Below are 21,499 nucleotides of genomic sequence, written 5' to 3'. Positions count from 1 at the left end.
TCAGTCCTCCCTCAGGTGCGGGTTGCTCAGCGCGTCGACGCCGAAGTTGACGAGCGTGAACGAGGTGACCAGGAGCGCCAGTACAAGCCCTGGCGCGACCACCCAGGCCCACTGTCCGGTGGTCATGGCTCCGCCGAGGCTGGCCTGGTTGAGCATCGTTCCCCAGCTGACGGTCTGCGGATCGCCCAGGCCGAGGAACGCGAGCCCCGACTCCGCGCCGATCGCTCCGAGGGCCGACCCCATGAACCCGACGACGATCAGCGACATCATGTTGGGCGCGATCTCGTACGTGATGATGCGCGCCGTGCTGTCACCCGCGAACTTCGCCGCCGTGACGTAGTCGCGCGTGCGCAGCGTGATGATCTGGGCGCGTTTGATGCGGGCACCGTGGGCCCAGCCGGTCACCGTGATCACGACGATGATCAGCCAGAGCCCCTTCACCGGCGCGTAGGCGGCCAGCGTGATCATCAGTGGCAGCACCGGCACGACGAGGCCGAGGTTGATGAAGAACGACAGCACTTCGTCCACCACCCCCTGCAGGTATCCGGCCGTGAGCCCGACGGCCACGGCGATCAGGGTGCTCAGCACCCCCGCGACGACGCCCACGAGCAGCGACGTGCGTGCCCCGAAGACGAGCTGGGAGAAGACGTCCTCGCCCCGGGCGGTCGTGCCCAGCCAGTGCGCACCCGAGGGCACCTCCGAGGTGGCGAACTCCTCGACGCGCGGGCCGAACGGCGCGATGAGCGGGGCGAACACGGCGATCAGCGTGAACGCCGCGAGCATCAGCAGCCCCACACGGCACTTGCCGTTGCGCCACAGGATGACGAACCAACCGGGCATGCTCCGGGACCTGCCCGCGTCGAGTGCCGCGACCCCCACGCCTTCGGTGTCGCCCGGAGGGGCGGGGGCGGCGATCGGCGCGTTGCCGGGGGCGGTGGTCATGTTGCCTCCTTCCGCCTGACGCGCGGGTCGAGGAACCCGTACGCGATGTCGGCGAGGAAGTTCGCGACCAGCACGCCGACGGTGGTGAACAGGAACAGCGTCTGCATCAGCGGGAAGTCCTTGTTGGACACCGCCTCCAGCAACAGCCGTCCCATTCCCGGGTAGTTGAAGATGCTCTCGACGAGCACGGTGCCGCCGAGGATGCTGCCCAGCGCGATGGCGAATCCCGTCACGTTGGGCAGGATCGCGATGCGTGCCCCGTAGGTGAGGGCGATGCGCCGCTTCGGCAGGCCCTTGGCGCGGGCCAGCCGCGCGTAGTCCTCGCCGAGGTTCTGCACCATGTTGTTGCGCATCCCGAGGATCCAGCCGATGGGGCCGGTGATGAGCAGTGACACGGCGGGCAGCACACTGTGCTGGAAGGCGTCGGAGAAGAACAGCCAGGTCCAGCCCGGCTGACTGCCGCCCCCGTAACCGCCGCCCTCGGGGAACCAGTTGAGAGTGATGGCGAAGACGAAGATCAGCAGCAGGCCGATCCAGAAGAACGGGAGCGTGCCGATGAACGTGGACCCGAGAGTGATCAGGGAGTCGGTCCTGCTGTTGCGGCGGTAGGCGGCCCACGCGCCGAGCGCCGTGCCCACCGCGAAGGAGAGGATCTGGGTGACACCGACGAGGACCAGGGTCCACGGCATCGCCTCGCTGATCACGTCCGTCACCGAGTACGGGTAGTAGGTGTAGGAGACGCCGAAGTGGCCCTGTGCGAGGGCGCCGAGATACTCCCAGTACTGCTGGAGCAGGTTCCCGTCCGGCGTGCCGAGCAACTTCCGTACAGCTGCGAGCTGGGCGGGGTCGACCGCCTCGGTCCTGCTGGTCAGCCGGGCCAGCAGCGCCTCTGCCGGGTCCCCCGGCTCGAGCCGGGGGATGAGGAAGTTGAGCGTCACCGCCGCCCACAGGGTCGCGAGGAAGAAGCCGGTACGCCGGACGAAGAACGTCATGAGAGTCAGTCCCTGGCGGGCTTGAGGTGGGTCAGCCAGACGAGGTTGTCGCCGGCGGCCGCATAGGGGTCGTTCTCGTTGGGCCAGCCCACGGCCTTAGTGGTCTTGTACTGGAACCATTTCGCGCCGTACCAGATCGGGATCATCGGCACGTCGGTCATCATGACGTCGACGAGCCCGGCCACGGCCTTCTCCTGCTCGTCACGATCCACGGTGAGCCGCAACTGCTTCAGCAGCTTGTCCGTCCGCGCGTCCTTCCAGCGCACCGTGTTGCTGGGGGCCTTCTCACCGACGGGAGCGGTCTTCTCGCTGCTCAGCGGATCCGCGAAGTTGTTGTAGTTGTTGCAGCTGCCGGGGAGGACGCCGAAGGTCATGTCGTAGTTGCCCGTCGCGCGGTCCTCCTCCTGCGACTTGGGCGTCGGCGTCTCCATCTCGACCTGGAGGCCCAGCGCCTTCATGTTGTCGGTGAGGATCTCGGCGGAGGCCACCCAGTCGTTGTACGAACCGGGGACCTTGAAGCTGAACGAGATCGGCTTGCCGTCCTTGCCCAGCCGCCGGCCCTCGGAGTCGCGCTTGTACCCGGCCTTGGTGAGCGCCGAGCTCGCCGCCTTCGGGTCGTAGCCGATGCGTCCCTCATCCTGGAGGCCCCTGGGCAGGAAGTCCTTCTGGCCGGGGACGATGAGACCGCTCTGGCTGGCGTGCGTGACGTAACCCAGCTGCGCTTTGCTGACGACCTTCTGGTGGTCGTACGCCTTGGTCAGCGCGCGGCGGAAGCGCACGTCGTCGAAGGGCGCCTTGGTGAGGTTCATGTAGACGCTCACGGCGCCGCCCGGCGCGTACCAGTACTTGTGGTGCTCCGGGTCGCGCTTGACGTACGTCTTCTCGATGTCCGGGACGTACAGGCCCTGCTGGTCGTACTCGCCGCGGCTCAGTTTCAGCTGCTCGACCTGGCCCCCGGCGTCGGTCTTGTTGAAGCGCAGTTCGTTGACCTTGACCTTGTCGGCCTGCCAGTAGCGGGGATTGCGCTCGGTCACCAGCTGCTTCGGGCTGAAGGACTTCATCTTCATCGGGCCCGTCCCGACCGGGTTCTTCGCGTTGGTGAACGTGGTCGGGTCTTTCACCTTCGACCAGATGTGCTCCGGGACGATGGGGACCTCGGTGATGGAGGTGAAGGCGGAGGCGCCCGGCTCCTTGAAGGTGAAGACGGCCTTCTCGCCCCGGGCCTCGACCGACTTCAGCTTCGCCGCGCTGCCCGTGGTGTCCAGGGCCGAATGCTTCTTGAGCATGTCGAAGGTGAAGGCCACGTCCTCGGCGGTGAATGCCTTGCCGTCGTTCCACTTCACCTTCGGGCGTATGTCGAAGACGAGGGTCTCGGGGTCCTCCCACTCATAGGCGCTGGCCAGCCACGGCTTCTCCTTGCAGCTGTTGCCCTCGACTATGTAGAGCCGCTCGTACATGTATTGCGTGGAGCTGAGCTCCAACGCGTCCAGGTACGGGTTGTAGTTGGGCTTCGGCGCCGCGCCGCCGCCGAAGTCACCGAGGTTGAGGTAGTCGATCCTGCCGCCGGCGCCGGTTGCTTCCCCCGCCCCCTCGGTGCCCGTACAGCCCGAGAGCAGCAGGCTGACAACTGCGGTGCCCGCCACGAGGGCGGTGGTCGTGCTCCGTGGTCGACTCATCGTCGAGTACCTCCATCGGTGCTACCGGCGTGTCTGTGCGCGCCGGCTGTTGTGGTCGGTCACGTGCGTGCCGGGGGCCCGCCCGGTGGCGGCGAAGCCCGGCTCCCCCCCGTGGTGGGCAGTGGCAGTTCAGCCGTCACCACCGGTGAGGCCGTCCCGGCTGGACGTACCGGAGGGCCTGTCCGGGCAGCCGCACGATCCACGCAGCACCACGTCCGTCTTCAGAAGGGTGTCGCCGTCCCGCTGCGTCAGCGGGGCGTGCAGCAACCGGGCCGTGGTGGTGGCCAGTTCGCGTACGGGCTGCCGCACCGTGGTCAGCCCGGGCTGGACGAGCGCCGCCATGGGCATGTCGTCGAAGCCGGTCACGGCGATGTCCTCCGGAACGCGCAGACCGCGGCCGAGCGCCCCGAGGATCAGCCCGAGGGCCGTCTCGTCGTTGGCGCAGACCACGGCCTCGGGCGGCTCCTCACCCGAGTCCAGGAGCTTCTGCGCGGCGATTGCGCCGTCGGCCTGTGCGAGTCCGACGAGCGTGGGCCCGGCGGGCGGCTGCCTGCCCGCCTCGGCGTGAGCGGCGAGGAAGGCCTCCCAGCGGGCCGTCACATCGGGGGAGCCCTCCGGTGTGCCGACGAACGCGAGCCTGCGGTAACCGTGTTCGACGAGCATGTGCCGTGTGAGGGTGCCGACGGTGCTGTTGTCGGTGCTCACCGAGGCGTGCGCGGGTCCGGCCTTGTCGGCCATCACCACCACGCGGATCGACTGGGAGACGCGCTCGACCATGGCGTCGGAGACCGTCCCGGCGTGGATGGCCATTCCGTCCACCCTGCCGGCGAGATCGAGCACCTTCGCGTCGGTGTCGGAGCGGTAGTGCGAGGAGAGCAGCAGCACTTGGTCGCCGGTCTCCAGGGCCTCCGACTCGAAGCCCTGGATCAGCTCCGAGAAGTACGGGCCCGAGAGCCCCGGGAAGACGAGGCCGAGCGAGCCGTGCCGCTTCTCGGCCAGCGCCCGCCCGAAGTGGTTGGGCCGGTAGCCGTGTTCCTCGATGACCCGCATGACCCGCTCGCGCAGCTCCGGCGAGACCTGGGCCGATCCGCGCGAGACGCGCGAGACGGTAGCGGGTGACACGCCGGCCTGTTCGGCCACCCAACGAACGTTCACGCGACTGTTGCTCATCGAAGAAGCTCCGGATAGGTTCTGAAACCGGTTTCCTGAGACCGGTTTCAGGAACCTAAGCAGATCCCTTCCGCAGTGGCAAGACCTGAGCACGCACGCCTTGGGCGCGACCGCCCGATTCGAACCGCACCACGGTGAGGACCCTTCCGTGACCACACCACAGACCGCAGGCCGTCACACCGCTCGCCCGCCGCACGCCCAGGAGTTGCCGACCGGACAGGTGCGGCTGGAGAGCCGCCGGCTCCTGGTCGGCGGAGTACCGAGAATCCTGATGGCGGGGGAGGTGCACTACTTCCGCCTGAAACGCGGCGACTGGGCCGACAGGCTGGGGAAGCTGGCCGCCGCCGGATGCACCGCGGTGGCAACCTACATGCCGTGGCTCGTGCACGAGACGGCAACCGGCGAAATCGATCTGGAGGGCCGCACCAGCGAGTACCGCGACCTCGTCGGGTTCCTCGAACTCGCCGCCCGGCTGGGCCTGTTCGTCATCGCACGCCCCGGCCCGTTCATCATGGCGGAACTCAAGAACGAAGGGATTCCCTTCCGCGTCTACCGCGAGCACCCGGGGGCGCGCCCGCCGGGCTGGGACGGTGAACGCGGCCCCACCGAGACGCTCGACTACCTCGATGCGGGCTACCTCGGCGAAGCCGAACGCTGGTACGCCGCGGTCATGCCCGTCCTCGCCGACCGCCTCACCACCCGCGGCGGGCCCGTCGCGGCGGTGCAGCTCGACAACGAAGTCGGCATGCTCTCCTGGGTCACCAACACCCCCGAGCTGACGGACGGTTCACTCGCCGCCCTGGCCTCCCGGGCCGAAGCGCGCTGGGGCCGCCGGGGCGCGGTCACGCGCTACGGCGCCGACCCCGGCGACACCGCCGCATGGGCGGCGTGGTGGCGCAGCGGCGGCACCCGGGGAGGCACCGAGGCTCAGCAGCTGGCCCTCCACCACGACCTCGGTGTCCACCACCGCGAGCGCTACGCCGAGTACGTGCGGCGGCTGAGCGACTCCGCCCGGGAACACGGCATCGACGGCGTGCCCTTCCTCGTCAATCTGCACGGTACGTCCGAAGGGCGCGGCCGTACCTTCCCCATCGCCGTCAGCCAGCTCTCCGCCGCTTACGCGGGCCGTCCGCAGACCACCTCCGGCTCCGACCACTACATCGGCGAACTGACCGTGGAGAACGTCCCCGACCTGTACGTGATGAACGCCTTCATGGCCGCCGTCCACGACGCCGAACAGCCCCTGACGTCACTGGAGTTCGAAGCGGGCACGGGGGACTACGGAGAGGACCTCGGCAGCCTGGTCTCCCCGGAGACCACGGAGCTCAAGACGCGTCTGTGCGTGGCCCAGGGCAACCGTCTGATCAACTACTACCTCTTCGCCGGCGGTCACAACCCGCCCCTGGACGAACCCGTGGGCGACGGCAACGACCGCATCGCCTTCACCGGCGAACGGCACGGCTTCGCCGCCCCGCTCGACCCGGAGGGCCGCCCCAGCAGCACCTACGACGCGACGCGCAGCGCCGTACGCGCAGTGATCGGCGCCGAACACCTCCTCGCCGCCATGGACGAGGAGCACGACGACGTCGTCCTCGGCTACGTTCCCGACCACTACCTGACCGAGTACGCCCATCCCGCAGCACAGGGCCGTCGCCGCCTCGTGCGCGAACTGGAGCGTTTCCGCGGCATGGGCGCGCGCGACGTGCTGGCCCGCGCACTGCTGCTGAGCGGCCACTCGTTCCGCGCCGTGGACCTCTCCGCCGCACCGCACTCGGCCGGCTCCCGCCTCGACCCCGCAGGACCCGCTGTCGCACTGGCGTCCCCGCCGGTCCTCGGCCGGCCGGTGCAGGAGCGGCTCGCCGCCTTCGTACGGGGCGGCGGGCGGCTGCTGCTGCACGGACTCCTGCCCACGCACGAGGAGGACGGCACGCCCTGCACCACCCTGGCCGACGCGCTCGGACTCACCGCCGACGCCACGGTCGAGGGCACTGTCGGCTACTTCCCCTCCGTACGGGCCACCGACTGGATCGCGAAGCAGCCGGAAGTGCGGACCGGTTTCCTGCAGCGCCTGCGGACGGCCCCGGGAAGCACGGCACAGCCGCTGGCCCTCGACGTCACCGACGGCTCACCGGCCGCCCTCGACGTCACCTTGGACGGCGGTGGACGAGCGCTGGTGGTGGCCTGCGACTATCCCTGCCATCTGGACTTCTGGCGGGGGCTGGCGGCCCGTCTCGGAGTCGGGCGGCGCGTCACACTCGACGGTGCGACACCCGGCCTGGTGGCCACCACCACGGCCGACGGCAGCGGTCAGCGACTGCTGCACCTGGTCAACGTCGCGCCGCATGCCCAGAACTTCACAGCCGCAGTCGGGGGGACGTCCGTGGCCGACGGCTTCCGCTTCCGGCTGGCCGCCCGCAGCGGCCTGATGCTGCCGCTGGACGTACGCCTCGACGGGGCGGTGCTGCGCTGGTCCACAGCCGAACTGGACGGCGCCGGCGACAGCTCCACCGTGCTGCTCCGGCGGGGGGAAGGTGCGGGCAGGGCGCTGGTGGAGACTGCCAGGCGCGTCACCGTCGACGGAGACGCCGAGGTGTCGCCCACCGGAAGCGGTCAGCTGGTCACCTGGTCCGGCGGCCGGGCGGGACGGGCCCTGCGCATCCAGCTCACCTGACGTTCAGGGGCGTGCCGCGACGAACAGGCTCTGCACGCCCCGTCCCATGGGTCCGCGCTCGTCGTGGAGCGCGGACTCCGCCATGCCCACCCCGGCTCCGCCGATGCTGGTGGTGGCGTCGACACACACCCACTCGCCGCACGGATACCGGTGCAGATGCACGGTCAGATCCGGGTTGACGAACATGTGCCGCGAGAAGTCCAGCACGTTGCTCACCCCGTTTCCCGAATCCGCGGCGATCAGCACCCTGTCCAGGGGAGCTGTCTTCTCACCGGCCACCAGCGGCACTCTCATCCGCAGCCAGCAGGCCGCCGCCCCCCGCTCGAGGAAGGAGCCCGAGGCGAACCGGAACTCCATCCCCGTGTGATACCCCTTCTCCCACGGCACGTCGAAGAACGGCTGCGCCGCCGAACTCGCGGGCGGCGCAACGACAGGCCCGCTGACCACTTCGGGCACGGATCCCGGCTCCGAGCGGATGCGCAACGCCCTCGCCCGCATGACTTCCCGTCCGCCCTCCGGTGTCAAGGACGCCTCGACCAGCTCCACGCTGCGTCCCTCCCGGAGCACACGCGTGGTCACCTCCAGGGGCTTCAGGGGCACCGGGCTCATGATCTCGAACGTGATCCGGGCCAGATGCATGTCCTCCCGGGCGCCCTCCCGCTGCAGCACGGCCCGTCCCAGCAGCGCCGCAGGAGGTCCGGCGTGCTGGCTGTCCGCGCCCCAGGGACCACGGGTGTATCCGGTGGGTACGTACCGCGCGTCCCCGTCCTGCTCGAAGAAGGCCTCGGCACTGCTCTCCTGCACATCCACTGCTGCTCTCCCGCCCTGACGACGGCAATCACCCTACGGGGGCGGCGGATCCGGCACCTCGGCGCACCCGTGCGCGCCCGCCCCCGCGGCCAACTGCCGGGCCGGGCCGCTCAGGTGCGCTGCAGCGTGGCCCAGACGACGGTCACGAGGATGGCGAGGGGGACGGTGATCATGACGAGCAGCGCGGGGACGCTCGGGTCGCGCAGACTCCTGCGGCGCCGGCGCCGCTGCGGCGCCGGGCTGGAGGGGGCCGGCGGGGGGCCGGTCCTCCCTTGGGGGGTGGGGGCGGGAGGGACGGGTGCCCCGGGGTGCCGCGGGTGCCCGTTCGCGACGACGCGCTCCTGCACGAGGGACTCGCCACCCGTCCCGTTGCCGTTCACGGCGGCGTGGGCGGGGGTGGGGGCCTGCTGCTGCACGGTGACATCTCCCCGCACGGCCGCCTGGCCGAGTACGAGGGTTTCCCCTGGCGTGGTGACGGTGGTCTTCGCCTGTGCGGCGGCTGCTTCGCGCGCGGCCCGTTGCGCCTCGGCCTCCCTGCGGGCTTCAGCCTCCCGCTGCCGCTCGTACGCCTCCCTCTGCCGCTGCGCGGCGGCGGCGTGCAGGGTCTTGAGCCACTTCTCCCTCGTGTTCTCGGGGAGGTGCTCGGTGATGTGCGTGGCGGGGACGGCGAGGAGCGCGGAGTTGACGGCGATGGTGTGCGCGATGTGGGGGGCGAGATGGGGGTGGGCGGTGAGGGTGTGGGCGAGAGTGGTCAGGCTGCGCCGGCGCTGACCGGCGCTGATGTACCGCGAGGTCAGGGCGTGGTGGAGGAAGGTGCCGGTGTCTCTCTCCAGGCGGTCGATGAGCGCGCTCGTCAGCGCGTGCGGGCCGGTGCTGCCGCAGCTTCCTCCGTCCAGCGGCGGATGGCACTCGCGCAGCGTCCGGTGCAGCTTGTGCAGGGTCTGTTCGTCCAGAGGCGCGGGGTGGGGACGGTGATGGAACTGCCAGGCGGTCTGGATGAGCGAGGTGGTCTCTTCCTCCGTCTCGGCGCCCGCCATCGCCTGGAGGGCTGTGAGCGCCTGGAGGAGATGGGGGTGGGCGTGGGGGAGGCCCTGCTTGGCGGCGCCGCGCTTGAGGTAGGTGGTTTCGTGCTCGATCAGCGTGAGCGTCGCGGGCAGCGAATCGGTCAGCTCACCGGGGGAGTTGAGCAGGACGCTGGTCAGCGCGTCCATGTGCAGCGTGAGGATGTGCGGGGGCGCGCTCTTCGTGACGGTCGCCGTCTGCGGCGGCGGAGTGTGCGCGGCGGCCGTCGCACGCTGATCGGCGGCCTGGTAGGCGTCCCAGTCGTCGGGGGTGCCCGCCCGGTGCAGGGTGAGGATCCGTTTGCTGAAGTCGATCTCCGCGAGTTCCTGGATCTGCGCGGGAGTGTGATGGCGGTAGAGGGCGTCGGAGTCCAGACCGATCGGCGGGTCCAGCACCAGCCCGCGGTAATGGTCCTGCAGCCTGTGCCACCAGCTGTGGGTCGAACGGGCAAGCAGCAGAACGCGGATGCGGTGCTGCGGCCGGTCGTGCGTGGCGAGCGCGGAGAGCAGCTGGTCGACCTGTGCGAGGCGTGTCTCGGCCTGGTCGACGATGATCAGCGCGGGCCTGGTCAGTTGCCGGAACATGCCGTAGGGAGGCGGCTGTTGGCCCGGGATCCCGGAGAGGAAACCCGCGGTCCACGGGATGTCCGCGCTTCCCGGCTGGTGCTCGGCCTCGGGCCGGCGCTCGCTCAGGCGGCGGGCCAGTTCCGCCCCCAGACGGCTCTTCCCGACGCCCGCCGGACCCTCGACGGCGGCGACGCTTACGCCCTCGCGGGTGTGGCACCAGTCGGTCAGCGTGTTGATCTCGGTGTCGAGACCGATGAAGTCGACGACTTCGGACCGCGGGTCCAGCAAGTACGAAGCCGCCGCGGCCGGTTGAGGAAGACTGTCGAAGAGACCGTCGAGGTCCGCCGCTTCGAGACGCGGCCTGCTTCCGCAGGCCTCCTCGATGATGTCGCAGAACCCGCGGTCCTCGAGCAACTGCCGTGCGGGCACGGCCTCCACGCGGCTGTGCAGGCTCGCTCCGGGCGCATGGGCGACCATGCCCATCAGCAGGTCCGCACAGAAGACCGCCGCGCCGGACATGCCCTGCCACGGCGAGAAGGCCTGACCGTCCAGGTGCTGGGAGGGCCGCAGCGCAAGGTGCAGCCCGTAGGCGGGGGAGGCGTTGGCCACGGTGTCGATGTCGACGTGGACAGGCGCCTTGAGAGGCTCCGGCCCGCTCGGCTCCTGCCACCCGGCATGCTCGTCCGGCTGCGCACCGGACGTGAGGGAGCGCATCCCGGACGGTGCGAGGCCCAGGGCCGAACACTGCGGTGGCGTCGCGGGGTTGGTGCAGGTCATCTCCCCCCACCGCACGGGCGTGAACTCCTGGCCCAGGTCCCTGGGACGGCAGCGGAGCAGCGCCGCCTCACCGCGCCGCCAGGCCACTTCGGCCTCGGCGCGTGGACCCGACCCGCCGTTGTTGAGGACGCGCACCATGCGCGGCTCGCCCACGGACTCCGACGCGGTGGGCTCCACCATGCGGCGAGCCGTGAGGATGACTCCGGGTGCCACGACGCAGCCGACGCCCACCCGCCCTGCGTACTCCACCGACGCTGCGCGATTCCACACCGGTACTGCCCCCTACGCCTCGGGCTGAGCGTCGCGGCCCCGACGGCCCCGGCGCTGGTCAGCGGCCATGCTCACGGTCACTTCCGGCGGAGCGGCCCTCCCGGGTGAAGGACGGCGCACTCCGGCGCACACCAGCGATGCCCTCGCTCTGGCAGTCTTCCGGCTGGTCCTGTCCGTCTACCTGTTCAGTCGAGGTCACCCGCGTCTGCGGCACTCGGCCACGGTCCGGCCCCTCGCGACCGCTCCCGGTCGACCGGAGTCCCGTACGTCGCGGTGAGAGCCTGGCTGCACACCGAAGCCGCAGATCACAGACACACCACTACCACCGTGTGCTCATCCGGTGGCCACTTCGTGCGAACTTCGACAAGTCCCCTCCACACATCTTGACGGGACGCTTCCGATCTTCCCCGGGCCCTCGGAGGACGGCGTCCTGCCGGGCCTGCTGCGGTACGGACGGATCCGTCCGCTCACTGCCCGGCACGATCGGTCACCGTCCGGTACGACAGGCGGTACCGCCTGCGGTGACGAGCCCGTACCGGAGCGGCATACCGCGAGACGCGCTGCTCAGCCAGGCTCTGACCCGGCAGGCGCATGCCCGGCTCCGACGAGGACACCCGGGCGGCGAATCGCACGTACAGCAGAAGACGAATCGTGCGTACAGCAGAAGGGGGAGCCCGCCATGACCAGGAGACTGCGCAAGGGCGACCGGGTGAGCTGGAAGACGTACGGGAACACGGCTGTCGGAACGGTCAAGAACAAGATCACGAAACGGACGCGGGCCGGTGGCCGGACCGTCGACGCGTCACCGGAAGAACCCCAGTACGAAGTGGAGAGCGAGAAGTCCGGGAAGACCGCCGTTCACAAGCCGGGGTCCCTCAAGAAGAAGGGCCGCTCCTCGTGAGCGCGCAGAAGGCCGGCACGGAACGCGACAAGGTCCTGGCCGACTTCGACGACGCGGTCAACATGAGCGCCGACGAGCTCGAGGACTGGCTTGCGACAGACGAGTCGAAGAGTGCCGGGCAGCACAGGGACGGGGAGGAGAGCACCGGACATGCCTCCGGGCGGCGGATCGTCGCCCTGCTGCGTACCGGCAAGCGGGAGCTCAGCGACGACGACCTCGCGCACATGCGGAAAGTCGTCGGCTACGTCCGCCGCCACCTGGGACAGCGGCCGGCGGGTGACGTCGGCGACTCACGGTGGCGGTACTCGCTGATGAACTGGGGGCACGATCCGCAGCGTTGAGGATCGCCGTCCCGTTCCCTCCGCACCGTACGGTCAGGCCGCGTACACGCGCTCACCGCCGACATAGGTCGCCCGGACGGGTATCGAGGCGATGCCGCGCGGATCCGCCGCGAGCGGGTTCTCCCCCAGCACGGTGAAGTCGGCGAGAAAGCCGGGCGCCAGCCGCCCCTTGCAGTCGATGGTGCCCTCGGCCTCGGCCGAGCCGAGCGTGAAGACGGCCAACGCTTCGCGTGGCGTGATCTGTTGGGACGGCCCGACCGGGACACCGTCGTCCATGCCTTCCCGCGTGACCATCGACTGCATGCCCAGCAGCGGCTGGTAGGGCCCGCACGGATAGTCGGAGGAGCCGGCGACGCAGACCCCGGCGTCGAGGAACGCCCGGTGGGCGAACATGCGCTCCGTCCGCTCCGGGCCGTACCAGCGGTTCAGCGAGCCGCCGTGGTAACCGACATACCCCGCGAAGGGCACAGCGATCGCCTTCAGCGCGCGCATCCGCTCGACGATGTCCGCGTCGATCACGCTGCAGTGCTCGATCCGGTGCCGCAACCCCGGCCGGGGAGTGCGGCGTTGAGCGTCCTCCATGACGTCGAGGACGAGCCGGATCGCGGCGTCCCCGTTGGCGTGCACGCCGATGCGGTTTCCGTCGGCGTGCACGGTGTGGACCTGCTGGGCGAGGTCCTCGGTCGGGGTGGTCTGCAGCCCGTGCCCGCCGGAGTCGGCGTACGGCTCGGCGAGGAGGCACGTACGTCCGCCGATCGCGCCGTCGACGAACGCCTTGACACCCACCAGCCGCAGCCGGTCGTCGCCGAAGCCGCTGCCGAGACCGAGAGCGCGTGCCGCGCCGTAGTGGTCGATGGACAGCAGCATCCCCACCCGGAGGGTGAGCTGGCCGCTCTGACGGGCCCGGTGCAGCAGGCCGGTGTCCTGTGGCGCTATCAGCGCGTCGCAGACGGAAGTGAGACCCGCGGCGTGCCAGGACCGCTGGGCACGGACGAGGCCCCGCAGCTTGTCCTGCGGTGAACTGGGCCGCAGCGGCGAGGTGTTGCCGCGCGCCGTCGCGGGATAGACGACGTTCATCAAGGCGCGTTCGACGAGCCGCCCGTCGAGCCGTCCGTCGTCCGAGCGCCCGAAGTCGCCGCCCTGGGGCGGAGGCGTGTCCTCGTCGATGTGCAGGGCCTTCAGGGCGGCGGAGTTGGCGACACCCCAGTGCCCCGCGACCTGGACGACGAGGACGGGATGGTCCGGAGCCGCCGCGTCCAGCTCCCGGCGGGTGACGGGGCCTGTCTTGGTGTCGTCGTAGCGGCTGCCGCGTATCCACTCCCCGGGTGCTGCCTGTGCCGCCTCGTGCCGGACCTGGGCCAGCAGGCCGGGTACGTCCCGGACGGCGTCGGCCGACAGGTCCAGATGCAGCATGTCCTCGGCGGCGATGGCGAGGTGGATGTGCGCGTCGTTCAGGCCCGGCACGATGCACGCGTCGCCGAAGTCGACCTCCTGCGCGCCGGGGAAGCGGTCGCGCAGTCCGGCGACGGACCCGGTGGCGCGTATCCGTCCGTCCGCGACGGCCAGCGCCTCCGGCTCCTCGCCCGTGTGCTGCTGGCTGACGATGTGAGCCGCCCGGTAGAGCACGGGCATGGTCTCGTTGATCACGGAGTCCCCCCGGAAGCGGCCACCGCGGACCCGGCCTCGGACCGTCCCGCCGTGGCAGGACGGTCCGTCCCGGGCCGCAGCAGCGAGACGGCGCAGGTCACGGCGAGGTTGGCGCCCAGCGCGATGATTCCGCCGTTGACGCCGTTCCACGGGTCGTTGCCCGAAGCCCACAGGGCGGTCATGACCGCGAGGCCGACGATCGCTCCGGCGCCGGCGGCGGCAGCCGTCATCCGGCGCCAGTACAGCCCCAGCAGCACAGCGGGTACCAGCTGGGCGAGGCCCTCGTAGGACAGAACCGACAGCTGCACAAGGGTGTTGGGGAAGAAGAGAGCGCCCGCGAGGGCCAGCAGACCGGCCAGGAGACACACGAGCTGCGAGAGCCGCTTCGTCCTCACGTCGTCCGCCGGTGCCTGGCCCGTGCGGCGGCTGCGCGGATCCGCACCGTTGCCGCCGCCCAGCAGGGTCCGTCCCCACAACGTGCCGATGGCGAGCATGAACACACTCATCGGCACGATCGCCGACAGTGCCCCCGCCACCCCGATCACGGCGACGAGCGGTGCCGGCAGCGAATCGGTCACCAGGGAGAACAGCGCGAGGTCGGGATTGCCGAGGTTCGGCATCACGAACAAGGCCGTCGCTCCGACCATCATCGGGATGAACAGCAGCAGTTGGTACCAGGGCAGCAGAAGTGCGTTACGGCGCAGCGCGTTCGGCGACCTGGCGCTGAGATATCCGGCCACAGTCGTGGGGAAGATCGTGATCGTCACGGCGTTCAGCAGCAGCGTGCTGATGAACCATGTGCCGTCCAGGCCGCCCGAGTCGTGTCCCGGGAAGGTCAGCCACTCCGGCTTCTCCGTCACCATCCGTTGCATGAAGTCCCCGACGCCGTCCAGGTAGTGCATCGGTACGTACACCGCGAGGAACGCCACAGCGGCGATGACCAGCACGTCCTTCAGCGCGCTCACCCACGCCGAACCCCGCAGTCCAGAGACCAGGATGAAGACCTCGGCGACGACGAAGGAGATCACCGCCGCCACGCGGAGATCGATGCTCCCGTACGTCATGGCGTTGACCACGACGCCCATGCCCTGAATCTGGACCTGGATGTACGGGACGATGAAGACGGTCGCCACCACGGCGACGAGGATCCCCAACGGCCGGGAACGGAAGCGGTGTTCGGCCATGTCCGCGATCGAGATCAGACGGTGCCGGCTGGCGTACGTCCACAACGCGGGTCCCACGACGTACGCCACGGCGAAGCCCGTCGTCAGATACGCCACGAGATAGAGGATCGGCACCCCGAAGGAGAACGACCATCCCGCGGTGCCCAGGAACGAGAAGCTGGTGTAGGTCTCACCGGCCATCAGCAGCCAGATGAACAGCACCCCCAGACCGCGGCTGGAGACCGACCACTCGGCCAGCCCCTTGTCCCGTCCGCGGGCACTGAGCAGACCGACGGCGATGGTGGCCACCATCGCCACGGCGAAGATCGACGTCGCAATCGCCGCGGAGGAGCTCATCGCGCACCCCCCGTGCCCGCGCCGCCGTCGGCCCCCTGGGGACCGTCATCGACCGGGATCGGTTCGAGCGCCCCCGTCCGGTAGGCCGGATCGAGCCGCGCCACCGCCCATATGACCAGCGGGGAGATCACGGTCGCCGCGATGATCCACGCCAGCAGGAACGGCACACCGAAGACGCGCGGCTCGATGCTGTTGGCCACCAGCGGAGCCGCGCAGTACAGCACGGCGGGCACCAGCAGCAGCCACAGCATCCGGCGTCGCGGCGGGACCACCGGCAGCGCGTCGAAGGAGGGCGGGCCTGACTCCTGCGGGACCGGCGGGGTCTCCTGCCCGCCCGGTGCGGGGCTCTCGGACATGTGGCTCCTTGAAGTGCTCAGTGCTCAGTGCTGGTTGCCGGTTGCCTGCCGGCGTTCTCCGTCCCGGCGTCCCGGCCGTGGACGGAGAGTCACACGGACGGCTCGTAACGGCCGTCGACGGCGGTCCACCCTCCGTCCACGGTCAGAACGCTGCCCGTGACGAAGGTCGAGGCGTCGGAGACGAGGTAGGTCACGGCCCCCGCGATCTCCCCGGCCCCGGCCCACCGCTGCAGTGCCGAGGCCCGGGCGTACGCGTCGTACCACTGCGGGTCCTCCGCGATCTGATCCGTCAGTGGCGTACGGACCACCCCCGGCGCCACCGCGTTGAACCGCACACCCCTGGGACCCCACTCCGCGGCAGCTGTCCGCAGCAGCTGCACCAGCCCGGCCTTGGACGCGGCGTAGACGCTCTGCCCGGCCTCCACCTGGAACGCCCGCATCGACGACAGCCCCACGACGCTGCCGCGCCCGCGCTCCGCCATCCCCGGCGCCACCGCCTGCACGAGTGTGAGATACGCCCGCAGGTTCAGGGCGAGAACCTTGTCGAAGTCCGCCGCGGTGTAATCGCTGATCCGCTTGCGCACATTGGTGCCCACGGTGACCACGAGCCCGTCCAGCGCGCCCCAGTCCCGTACGGCCGCGCGCACCGCGGCCTCGTCCAGAACGTCCAGACAGCGCGCGGTCACCTTCCCCGCTGACGTGCCCGGCGCCGGCATCTCGCGCAGAGCCAGCCGCACCGTCTCGGCCGCTCCGTCCGCGTCCCGGTCGGCGACGAGCACGTCGGCGCCGTGCGCCGCCAGGGCCCGCGCCGACTCCCGGCCGATGCCGCTCGCGCCGCCGACGACGGCGACCCGGCGCCCGTCCAGCCGGAACAGGTCCGCGTAACCCGTCGCCCTCTCCCGCCCGTCCGTCACCGCCGGATCACCGCCATCCGTGTCACCGTCATCTCCTCGATGGCGAACCGCGGCCCTTCGCGGCCCACCCCCGAGTCCTTCACGCCGCCGTACGGCGCGATGTCGCAGCGGTAGCCCGGCACGTCGTTGACGACGACGCCGCCGACCTCCAGTTCCTCCACGGCATCGAGGGCGGCACCCAGATCCCGGGTGAAGACCGCCGCGTGCAGCCCGTACCGGCTGGCGTTGACCGTCGCGTAGGCCGCCGCGAGATCCGGCACCCCGCGCAGGCACACCACCGGCCCGAAGATCTCCTCGTCCCACGCCGGCTGACCGTCCGGCACCCCGGCCAGCAGAGCCGGCGTGAGGCACCGCCCGCTGCGGGTCCCGCCGTGCACCAGCCGCGCCCCCGACGCGCGGGCCCGCTCGGTCCACTGCAGGACGCGCCCGGTCGCCGCCTCGTCGATGAGTGCCGACACGCGCGTCTCCTCCGCACGCGGGTCACCGACGACGACCTGGGCCAGCCGCTCTGTGATCTTCCGCTCCAGCTCCCCTGCGATCTCTTCGACGGCGATCACACGCTGTACGGCGATGCACGCCTGCCCCGAGGCGTAGTACCCGCCGCGGACCACGGCGTCGGCCGCCGCGTCGAGATCGGCGTCCGCGGCCACCACCAGCGCCGCGTTCGAACCGAGTTCGAGCACCACCTTCCGTGGCGCCGCCTCCCGGGCGATGCGGTGCCCGATCTCGGCCGACCCGGTGAAGGAGACCGCGGCGACCCGTGGATGCGTGGTCAGGGCGCGGCCCACACCGGCGTCGCCGGTGACCATCTGCACCGCACCCGCCGGCGCCCCCGCCGCTGCCAGTTGCTCCCGGACGAGCCGCACCAGCCACAACGTGGCCAGCGGCGTGGCAGGAGCGGGCTTGACGATGACCGGGCATCCGGCGGCGAGCGCCGGAGCGATCTTGTGGGAGGCGAGCATCATCGGGTAGTTGAACCCGGTCACCCCCACGACCACCCCGACCGGCCGCCGCGTCCAGAACCCCGTCATGCCGTCCCCCGAGGGCAGCATGTCCAGCGGCACGGTCTCCCCGTGCGTGCGGGAGACCTCGTCGGCAGTGGCCTCCCACGTCGCCACCGCCCGCAGCACCTCGGTACGGCAGTCCACCCGCGGCTTGCCCGTCTCCAGGACGAGCAAGTCCTCCATGGGGCCCGCGACGTCCTGCAGCGCCGCGGCGACTCCGAGCAGCACCCGGCGCCGTACACGTGCGGGCAGTGCGCCCACCTTCGTACGCAGCGAGGCGGCGTGCCCGGCTGCCTGCCGCGCCGCTGCCTCGTCACCGAGCGGGGCGCGGGCGATCTCACTGCCGTCGAAGGGGAAGTGGACCGGCTGCCGGTGCTCCGGCGTCACCAGCGTCTCCCCGGCGGGCAGTCCGGCGGTCAGATCCGGCGGGACGCCGGGTACGCCGGCCACGCCGCACGACCCGGACGGGGAGTGCGCGGCGGTCACCGGGCGGCCCCACCGGTCAGGAAGTGCCGCGCCGCGTTCGCGTAGACCCGCGCGTAGGCCCCTATCTCGGCCACCTCGACGTACTCGTCCTTCTGATGTGCGATCCACTTCCCGCCCGGGCCGTAGACCACCGTCGGCAGGCCCGCGTCGCGGGTGAGGATCGTCCCGTCGGTGGTACCGGGCACGGCACCGTAGGCGGGCGGAACGCCGTGTTCGCCCAGGTGCCCGGCGACGAGGGCGGCGACGACGGGATGGTCCTGCGCCACCTCCACGGCGGGCCGGTCGTCGACGACGGTCGTCTCCACGGTCACGCCCACCGTGGCCGCGGCTTCCCCGGCGGCCTGCCGTACGCGTCCGATCAGCTCCCCGTGGTCCGTCCCGGGGATCGTACGGACGTCGACGCCGACCAAGCCGTGCGCCGGAATGACGTTGAGCTGGGACGCGTCCCCGGCGTGCAGCACCGTCGGGGTGACGGTCACCGCTCCGGCGTGCGGATGCGTGCCCCAGCGCCGCACCGCCCACTCCTCCACTCCGGCGAGGGCCTGGACGATCCGGGCCCCTGCCAGCAGAGGGGACTTGGCCTCCTGCGGCATCGCTCCGTGAGCCATCACCCCCGTCAGCTCCAGACGCAGCCGGATGCCGCCGCGGGCGGAGGTGCACACCTCGTACCCCTCGGGCTCGCAGACGATGACCCCGTCGACCCCGGCCGCCGCCGGGGATGCCGCGAACGCCTTGGCGCCGAGCATCATCCCTTCCTCGTCGCACAGCACGCCCAGGACGACCCGGCCGGGGAAGGGCCCCGCCAGCTCCAGTCCGCGTACGCCGTGGACCATCGCCGCCAGGCCGGACTTCATGTCCGCCGCACCGCGGCCCCACAGCTTGCCGTCGCGTATCTCCGCGCCGTAGGGGTCCATGCTCCAGTCGGCGCTGTCGCCCTCGGTGACGACGTCGGTGTGCCCCTCGAACATCAGCGTCGGCCCCTCGCCGCCACCGCCCTCGACGACAGCGACGAGGTTCTGCCTTCCCGGGGCCACTTCGACCACTTCGTGCCGCCAGCCGAACTCGGAGAACAGCCGGGCGAGCAACCGCACGGCCGGGCCCTCGACTTCCTCCGCGTCGGCGACGGTGCGCAGCCGCACCAGGTCGCGGGTCAGCTGCACGGCCGCGTCCGCGTCGACCACGGGGTCGCGCGGCGGGGCACCCGATTCGGAATGCATAGACAAGCCTCTCCCACAGCCTTCGCCACCAGGCCAGGTGACTGGTCAGACCAGTTGATTTCCCGTACTCTCCTAGCGCGCTCGCGCGTTGGTCAAGGGGGAGGAAGCCGCAAGCACCGGAATCTGCTTCCGGTACCGCGGCAGGGCGGCGCCGCGAGCGACGCAGGGCGCTGAAGCCGAGAGCGACGACAAAGGGGCGTGCGGTGGTTGCTGGGGGAGTGCCGTTCCAGCCGGTGCGGGCGGTGCGTGCGTACGAGCGGGTCGCCGAGGAGATCGAGAACAGGATCGTCAGCGGGGTGCTCCCGCCCGGATCGCGTCTGCCGGGGGAGCGGGAGCTGGTCTCGCAGTTCGGTGTGGGCCGCTCCACGGTGCGTGAGGCGCTGCGGGTCCTGGAGTCGGGCGGTCTCGTGCGCTCCCGGCCGGGTGATCCGCTGGGCGTGGAGGTTCTCGGCGTCTCGTCGGAGGGCCTGAGCCGCGCTCTGGGCAGGCTGACGCGTTCCCGGGTGACGTCGGTGGGGGAGTTGATCCAGTTCCGGATGGTGCTGGACGGCGAGAGCAACCGGCTGGCCGCCTGCCTGCGGCAGGAGAGCGACCTGGAGCGTATGGCGGAGCAGATCGAACGGATGGAGGAGCTCAGCCCGGTGGGTCTGCGGGCCTTCAGCGAGGCGGACGCGCTCTTCCACCAGGCGGTCGCCGAGGCGAGCGGCAACGCGCTGCTGGGGCTGTGCGCTCGTGCCGTGCACGAGGCGGTGGTGGGGGTGATCGAGCAGAAGATCGCCGGGGTCTCGGACGCGGGCGCCTGGATGGAGCGCTCCGTCGCTCATCACCGCGGCGTGCTGGAGGCGATCCGGGCCGGTGACGGCGCGGGGGCGGCGCGCCTGGGGCGGGAAGCGTTGTTCGACTACTACGCGGATCTCGTCAGCGAGGGGGACCGGCGGCTGCTGCAGGCGGCGTTGGGTGAGAAGGACGCGGGTACGAGCTAGCGGTCTCGTCCCGCCCGGACCGGACGGGACACCGTGCGGTGCTCAAGTGGCGTAGGAGCTGCGGCAGTTCCGCACGGACTCAGCCCGACAGCGCGACCGAGAAGGCGCCCTTGGTCTGGGTGACCCCGCTGCAGGCATCGTCCACCTCCGCCTTCGCGCCGCCCGGGCACTCCCGGTCTCGTGCCGAGGACCACATGGACAGCCCGCCCAGCTTCCTTTCCGCGGCGAACGCGGCCAGCTGCGCTGCGTCGCCCAGAGTGAAGGTCTCCGCCTCGATGTCGTTGACGCCGATCATCACGGTCACCATGAGGGCCCGCCAGGCGGCGGTGCCGGACATACCCGGCAGACGCGTTATCTGGTCGTGCGCGGCCCGCGCTGCCGCGATCGCATAGTCGCCCATGTCGCCGGTGTGGGACGGGCTGTAACTCATCGCCATGATGTTCACGGCAGAGATCCGTACGTCCAGACCGGCGGCGCGCTCGAGCAACTCCGCACCCTCCGGCGTCAGTCCGGTGGGCATCACGGGAAGAGTGAACGACGCCTTCAGCCCGGGACGCCGGTGCTGGAGCAACTTGATCGCCTTCGCCCGGCGCGTCGAGGCGGCGGAGTTCTCCAGCGTCTTCCCCTCGATGTCGAAGTCCGCCGTCGTCGCGCCCACCTGTTCCAGCACCTGCCCGTACGCGGCGGCGAGTCCGGCGGTGCTCTCGCAGGCCACCGCGAGTTCGGTTCCGGTGGCACCGCCGAACGACACGCGGACGTCCGCCCCGCTGTCCCGCAGGGCGCCGATGCGCTTCTTCACGGCCGCATCGTCGATCGCGGTCCCGTCGTCCCACATGGGCCTGCACTCACCGCTTCCTGACGCGACGGCGAACGCCACGTAGTACGCCGAGGGGGTTCCCGCGGTCTCCGTGTCGGCGGGCGTGGTGGCGTTCACGTATGGAGCGAAGTGCACGGCAGATCCGGACTCCTCCACGCCGTCGTCGGCCGCGGGCGTGCCCCCTGCTGAGCATCCCGCACAGACCAGGGCGAGAGCGCCTGCGAGCCGGGCCATCCGGTGCCGCACGTCGATCGCACCCTTCCGCACCTTCGAAATCGCCCCCGCGGAAAGGAAGTTCGCGAGAACGCCGGTATGGCAGAAACCATGGCACTTCCCCGTCGCGCCGGTCGCGTTCACAGAGAAATCACAAGATGGGC

17 protein-coding genes are annotated in these 21,499 nt (G+C 70.8%); 4 read left to right on the top strand and 13 right to left on the bottom strand.

From position 1 onward, the window contains the following. The 4 genes from ACFPA8_RS11550 to ACFPA8_RS11535 all read right to left on the bottom strand — a co-directional run bounded on the left by ACFPA8_RS11550 (window position 1) and on the right by ACFPA8_RS11535 (window position 4,780). Window positions 1–942 carry an ABC transporter permease gene (locus ACFPA8_RS11550; protein ID WP_386446435.1) on the bottom strand — a complete coding sequence of 314 codons (942 nt, stop codon included), beginning with the start codon at window positions 940–942 and terminating at the stop codon, window positions 1–3. Continuing rightward, window positions 939–1,934, bottom strand: coding sequence for an ABC transporter permease (locus ACFPA8_RS11545; protein WP_386446432.1), 996 nt, complete (start codon window positions 1,932–1,934; stop codon window positions 939–941). Before ACFPA8_RS11545 ends, ACFPA8_RS11550 begins: the two co-directional genes overlap by 4 nt. 5 nt (window positions 1,935–1,939) lie before the next feature. Further along, entirely contained in the window at window positions 1,940–3,610 is a 1,671-nt protein-coding gene (locus ACFPA8_RS11540) for an ABC transporter substrate-binding protein (RefSeq protein WP_386446429.1), read from the bottom strand. 129 nt (window positions 3,611–3,739) lie between these two features. Beyond that, window positions 3,740–4,780, bottom strand: a complete 1,041-nt coding sequence (locus ACFPA8_RS11535) for a LacI family DNA-binding transcriptional regulator (RefSeq protein ID WP_386446426.1) — start codon at window positions 4,778–4,780, stop codon at window positions 3,740–3,742. Window positions 4,781–4,928: 148 nt separating this feature from the next. Between ACFPA8_RS11535 and ACFPA8_RS11530 the strand changes: the two genes are divergently transcribed. Continuing rightward, window positions 4,929–7,451, top strand: a complete 2,523-nt coding sequence (locus tag ACFPA8_RS11530; protein WP_386446423.1) for a beta-galactosidase — start codon at window positions 4,929–4,931, stop codon at window positions 7,449–7,451. Window positions 7,452–7,454: 3 nt separating this feature from the next. Here the strand turns inward: ACFPA8_RS11530 and ACFPA8_RS11525 are convergent, their stop codons facing one another. Next, entirely contained in the window at window positions 7,455–8,261 is an 807-nt protein-coding gene (locus tag ACFPA8_RS11525) for a thioesterase family protein (protein ID WP_386446420.1), read from the bottom strand. A gap of 110 nt (window positions 8,262–8,371) precedes the next feature. Beyond that, window positions 8,372–10,936 carry an ATP-binding protein gene (locus ACFPA8_RS11520; RefSeq protein ID WP_386446417.1) on the bottom strand — a complete coding sequence of 855 codons (2,565 nt, stop codon included), beginning with the start codon at window positions 10,934–10,936 and terminating at the stop codon, window positions 8,372–8,374. A 679-nt stretch (window positions 10,937–11,615) separates the two neighbouring features. Between ACFPA8_RS11520 and ACFPA8_RS11515 the strand changes: the two genes are divergently transcribed. Then, the gene (locus ACFPA8_RS11515) at window positions 11,616–11,837 is read left to right on the top strand and encodes a hypervirulence associated TUDOR domain-containing protein (protein WP_386446414.1); all 222 of its coding nucleotides are present in this window, start codon (window positions 11,616–11,618) and stop codon (window positions 11,835–11,837) included. Further along, complete coding sequence (locus ACFPA8_RS11510; RefSeq protein ID WP_386446412.1) at window positions 11,834–12,178, top strand: DUF3140 domain-containing protein; 345 nt, start codon at window positions 11,834–11,836, stop codon at window positions 12,176–12,178. Before ACFPA8_RS11515 ends, ACFPA8_RS11510 begins: the two co-directional genes overlap by 4 nt. A gap of 33 nt (window positions 12,179–12,211) precedes the next feature. Here the strand turns inward: ACFPA8_RS11510 and ACFPA8_RS11505 are convergent, their stop codons facing one another. The 6 genes from ACFPA8_RS11505 to ACFPA8_RS11480 all read right to left on the bottom strand — a co-directional run bounded on the left by ACFPA8_RS11505 (window position 12,212) and on the right by ACFPA8_RS11480 (window position 19,322). Continuing rightward, window positions 12,212–13,825, bottom strand: coding sequence for an amidohydrolase (locus ACFPA8_RS11505; RefSeq protein WP_386446409.1), 1,614 nt, complete (start codon window positions 13,823–13,825; stop codon window positions 12,212–12,214). Continuing rightward, window positions 13,822–15,345 (bottom strand): sodium:solute symporter family protein, encoded by a 1,524-nt coding sequence (locus ACFPA8_RS11500; RefSeq protein WP_386446406.1) that lies wholly within the window; start codon window positions 15,343–15,345, stop codon window positions 13,822–13,824. Before ACFPA8_RS11500 ends, ACFPA8_RS11505 begins: the two co-directional genes overlap by 4 nt. Beyond that, on the bottom strand, window positions 15,342–15,701 hold the full coding sequence (locus tag ACFPA8_RS11495) for a DUF3311 domain-containing protein (RefSeq protein ID WP_386446403.1): 360 nt from the start codon (window positions 15,699–15,701) through the stop codon (window positions 15,342–15,344). The genes ACFPA8_RS11500 and ACFPA8_RS11495 overlap by 4 nt, the downstream gene beginning before the upstream one ends. Before the next feature lie 89 nt (window positions 15,702–15,790). Next, window positions 15,791–16,615, bottom strand: coding sequence for an SDR family NAD(P)-dependent oxidoreductase (locus ACFPA8_RS11490; protein ID WP_386446400.1), 825 nt, complete (start codon window positions 16,613–16,615; stop codon window positions 15,791–15,793). After that, window positions 16,612–18,069 (bottom strand): aldehyde dehydrogenase family protein, encoded by a 1,458-nt coding sequence (locus tag ACFPA8_RS11485; RefSeq protein ID WP_386446397.1) that lies wholly within the window; start codon window positions 18,067–18,069, stop codon window positions 16,612–16,614. The genes ACFPA8_RS11490 and ACFPA8_RS11485 overlap by 4 nt, the downstream gene beginning before the upstream one ends. Window positions 18,070–18,101: 32 nt before the next feature. Beyond that, window positions 18,102–19,322, bottom strand: coding sequence for a M20 family metallopeptidase (locus ACFPA8_RS11480; protein WP_386446394.1), 1,221 nt, complete (start codon window positions 19,320–19,322; stop codon window positions 18,102–18,104). A gap of 203 nt (window positions 19,323–19,525) precedes the next feature. Here ACFPA8_RS11480 and ACFPA8_RS11475 point away from each other — a divergent pair, with 203 nt between their 5' ends. Continuing rightward, window positions 19,526–20,305 (top strand): FadR/GntR family transcriptional regulator, encoded by a 780-nt coding sequence (locus tag ACFPA8_RS11475; protein WP_386446391.1) that lies wholly within the window; start codon window positions 19,526–19,528, stop codon window positions 20,303–20,305. 79 nt (window positions 20,306–20,384) lie between these two features. On the opposite strand, the gene ACFPA8_RS11470 is transcribed toward ACFPA8_RS11475, so the two are convergent. Then, complete coding sequence (locus ACFPA8_RS11470) at window positions 20,385–21,479, bottom strand: chitinase (protein WP_386446389.1); 1,095 nt, start codon at window positions 21,477–21,479, stop codon at window positions 20,385–20,387. Window positions 21,480–21,499: the final 20 nt, after the last annotated feature.

The sequence above is a fragment of the Streptomyces ovatisporus genome, from assembly GCF_042653885.1.
Lineage (GTDB): Bacteria > Actinomycetota > Actinomycetes > Streptomycetales > Streptomycetaceae > Streptomyces > Streptomyces ovatisporus.
The sequence above is the reverse complement of the archived record's forward strand: the minus strand, read 5'-3'. Positions and strand labels throughout refer to the sequence as shown.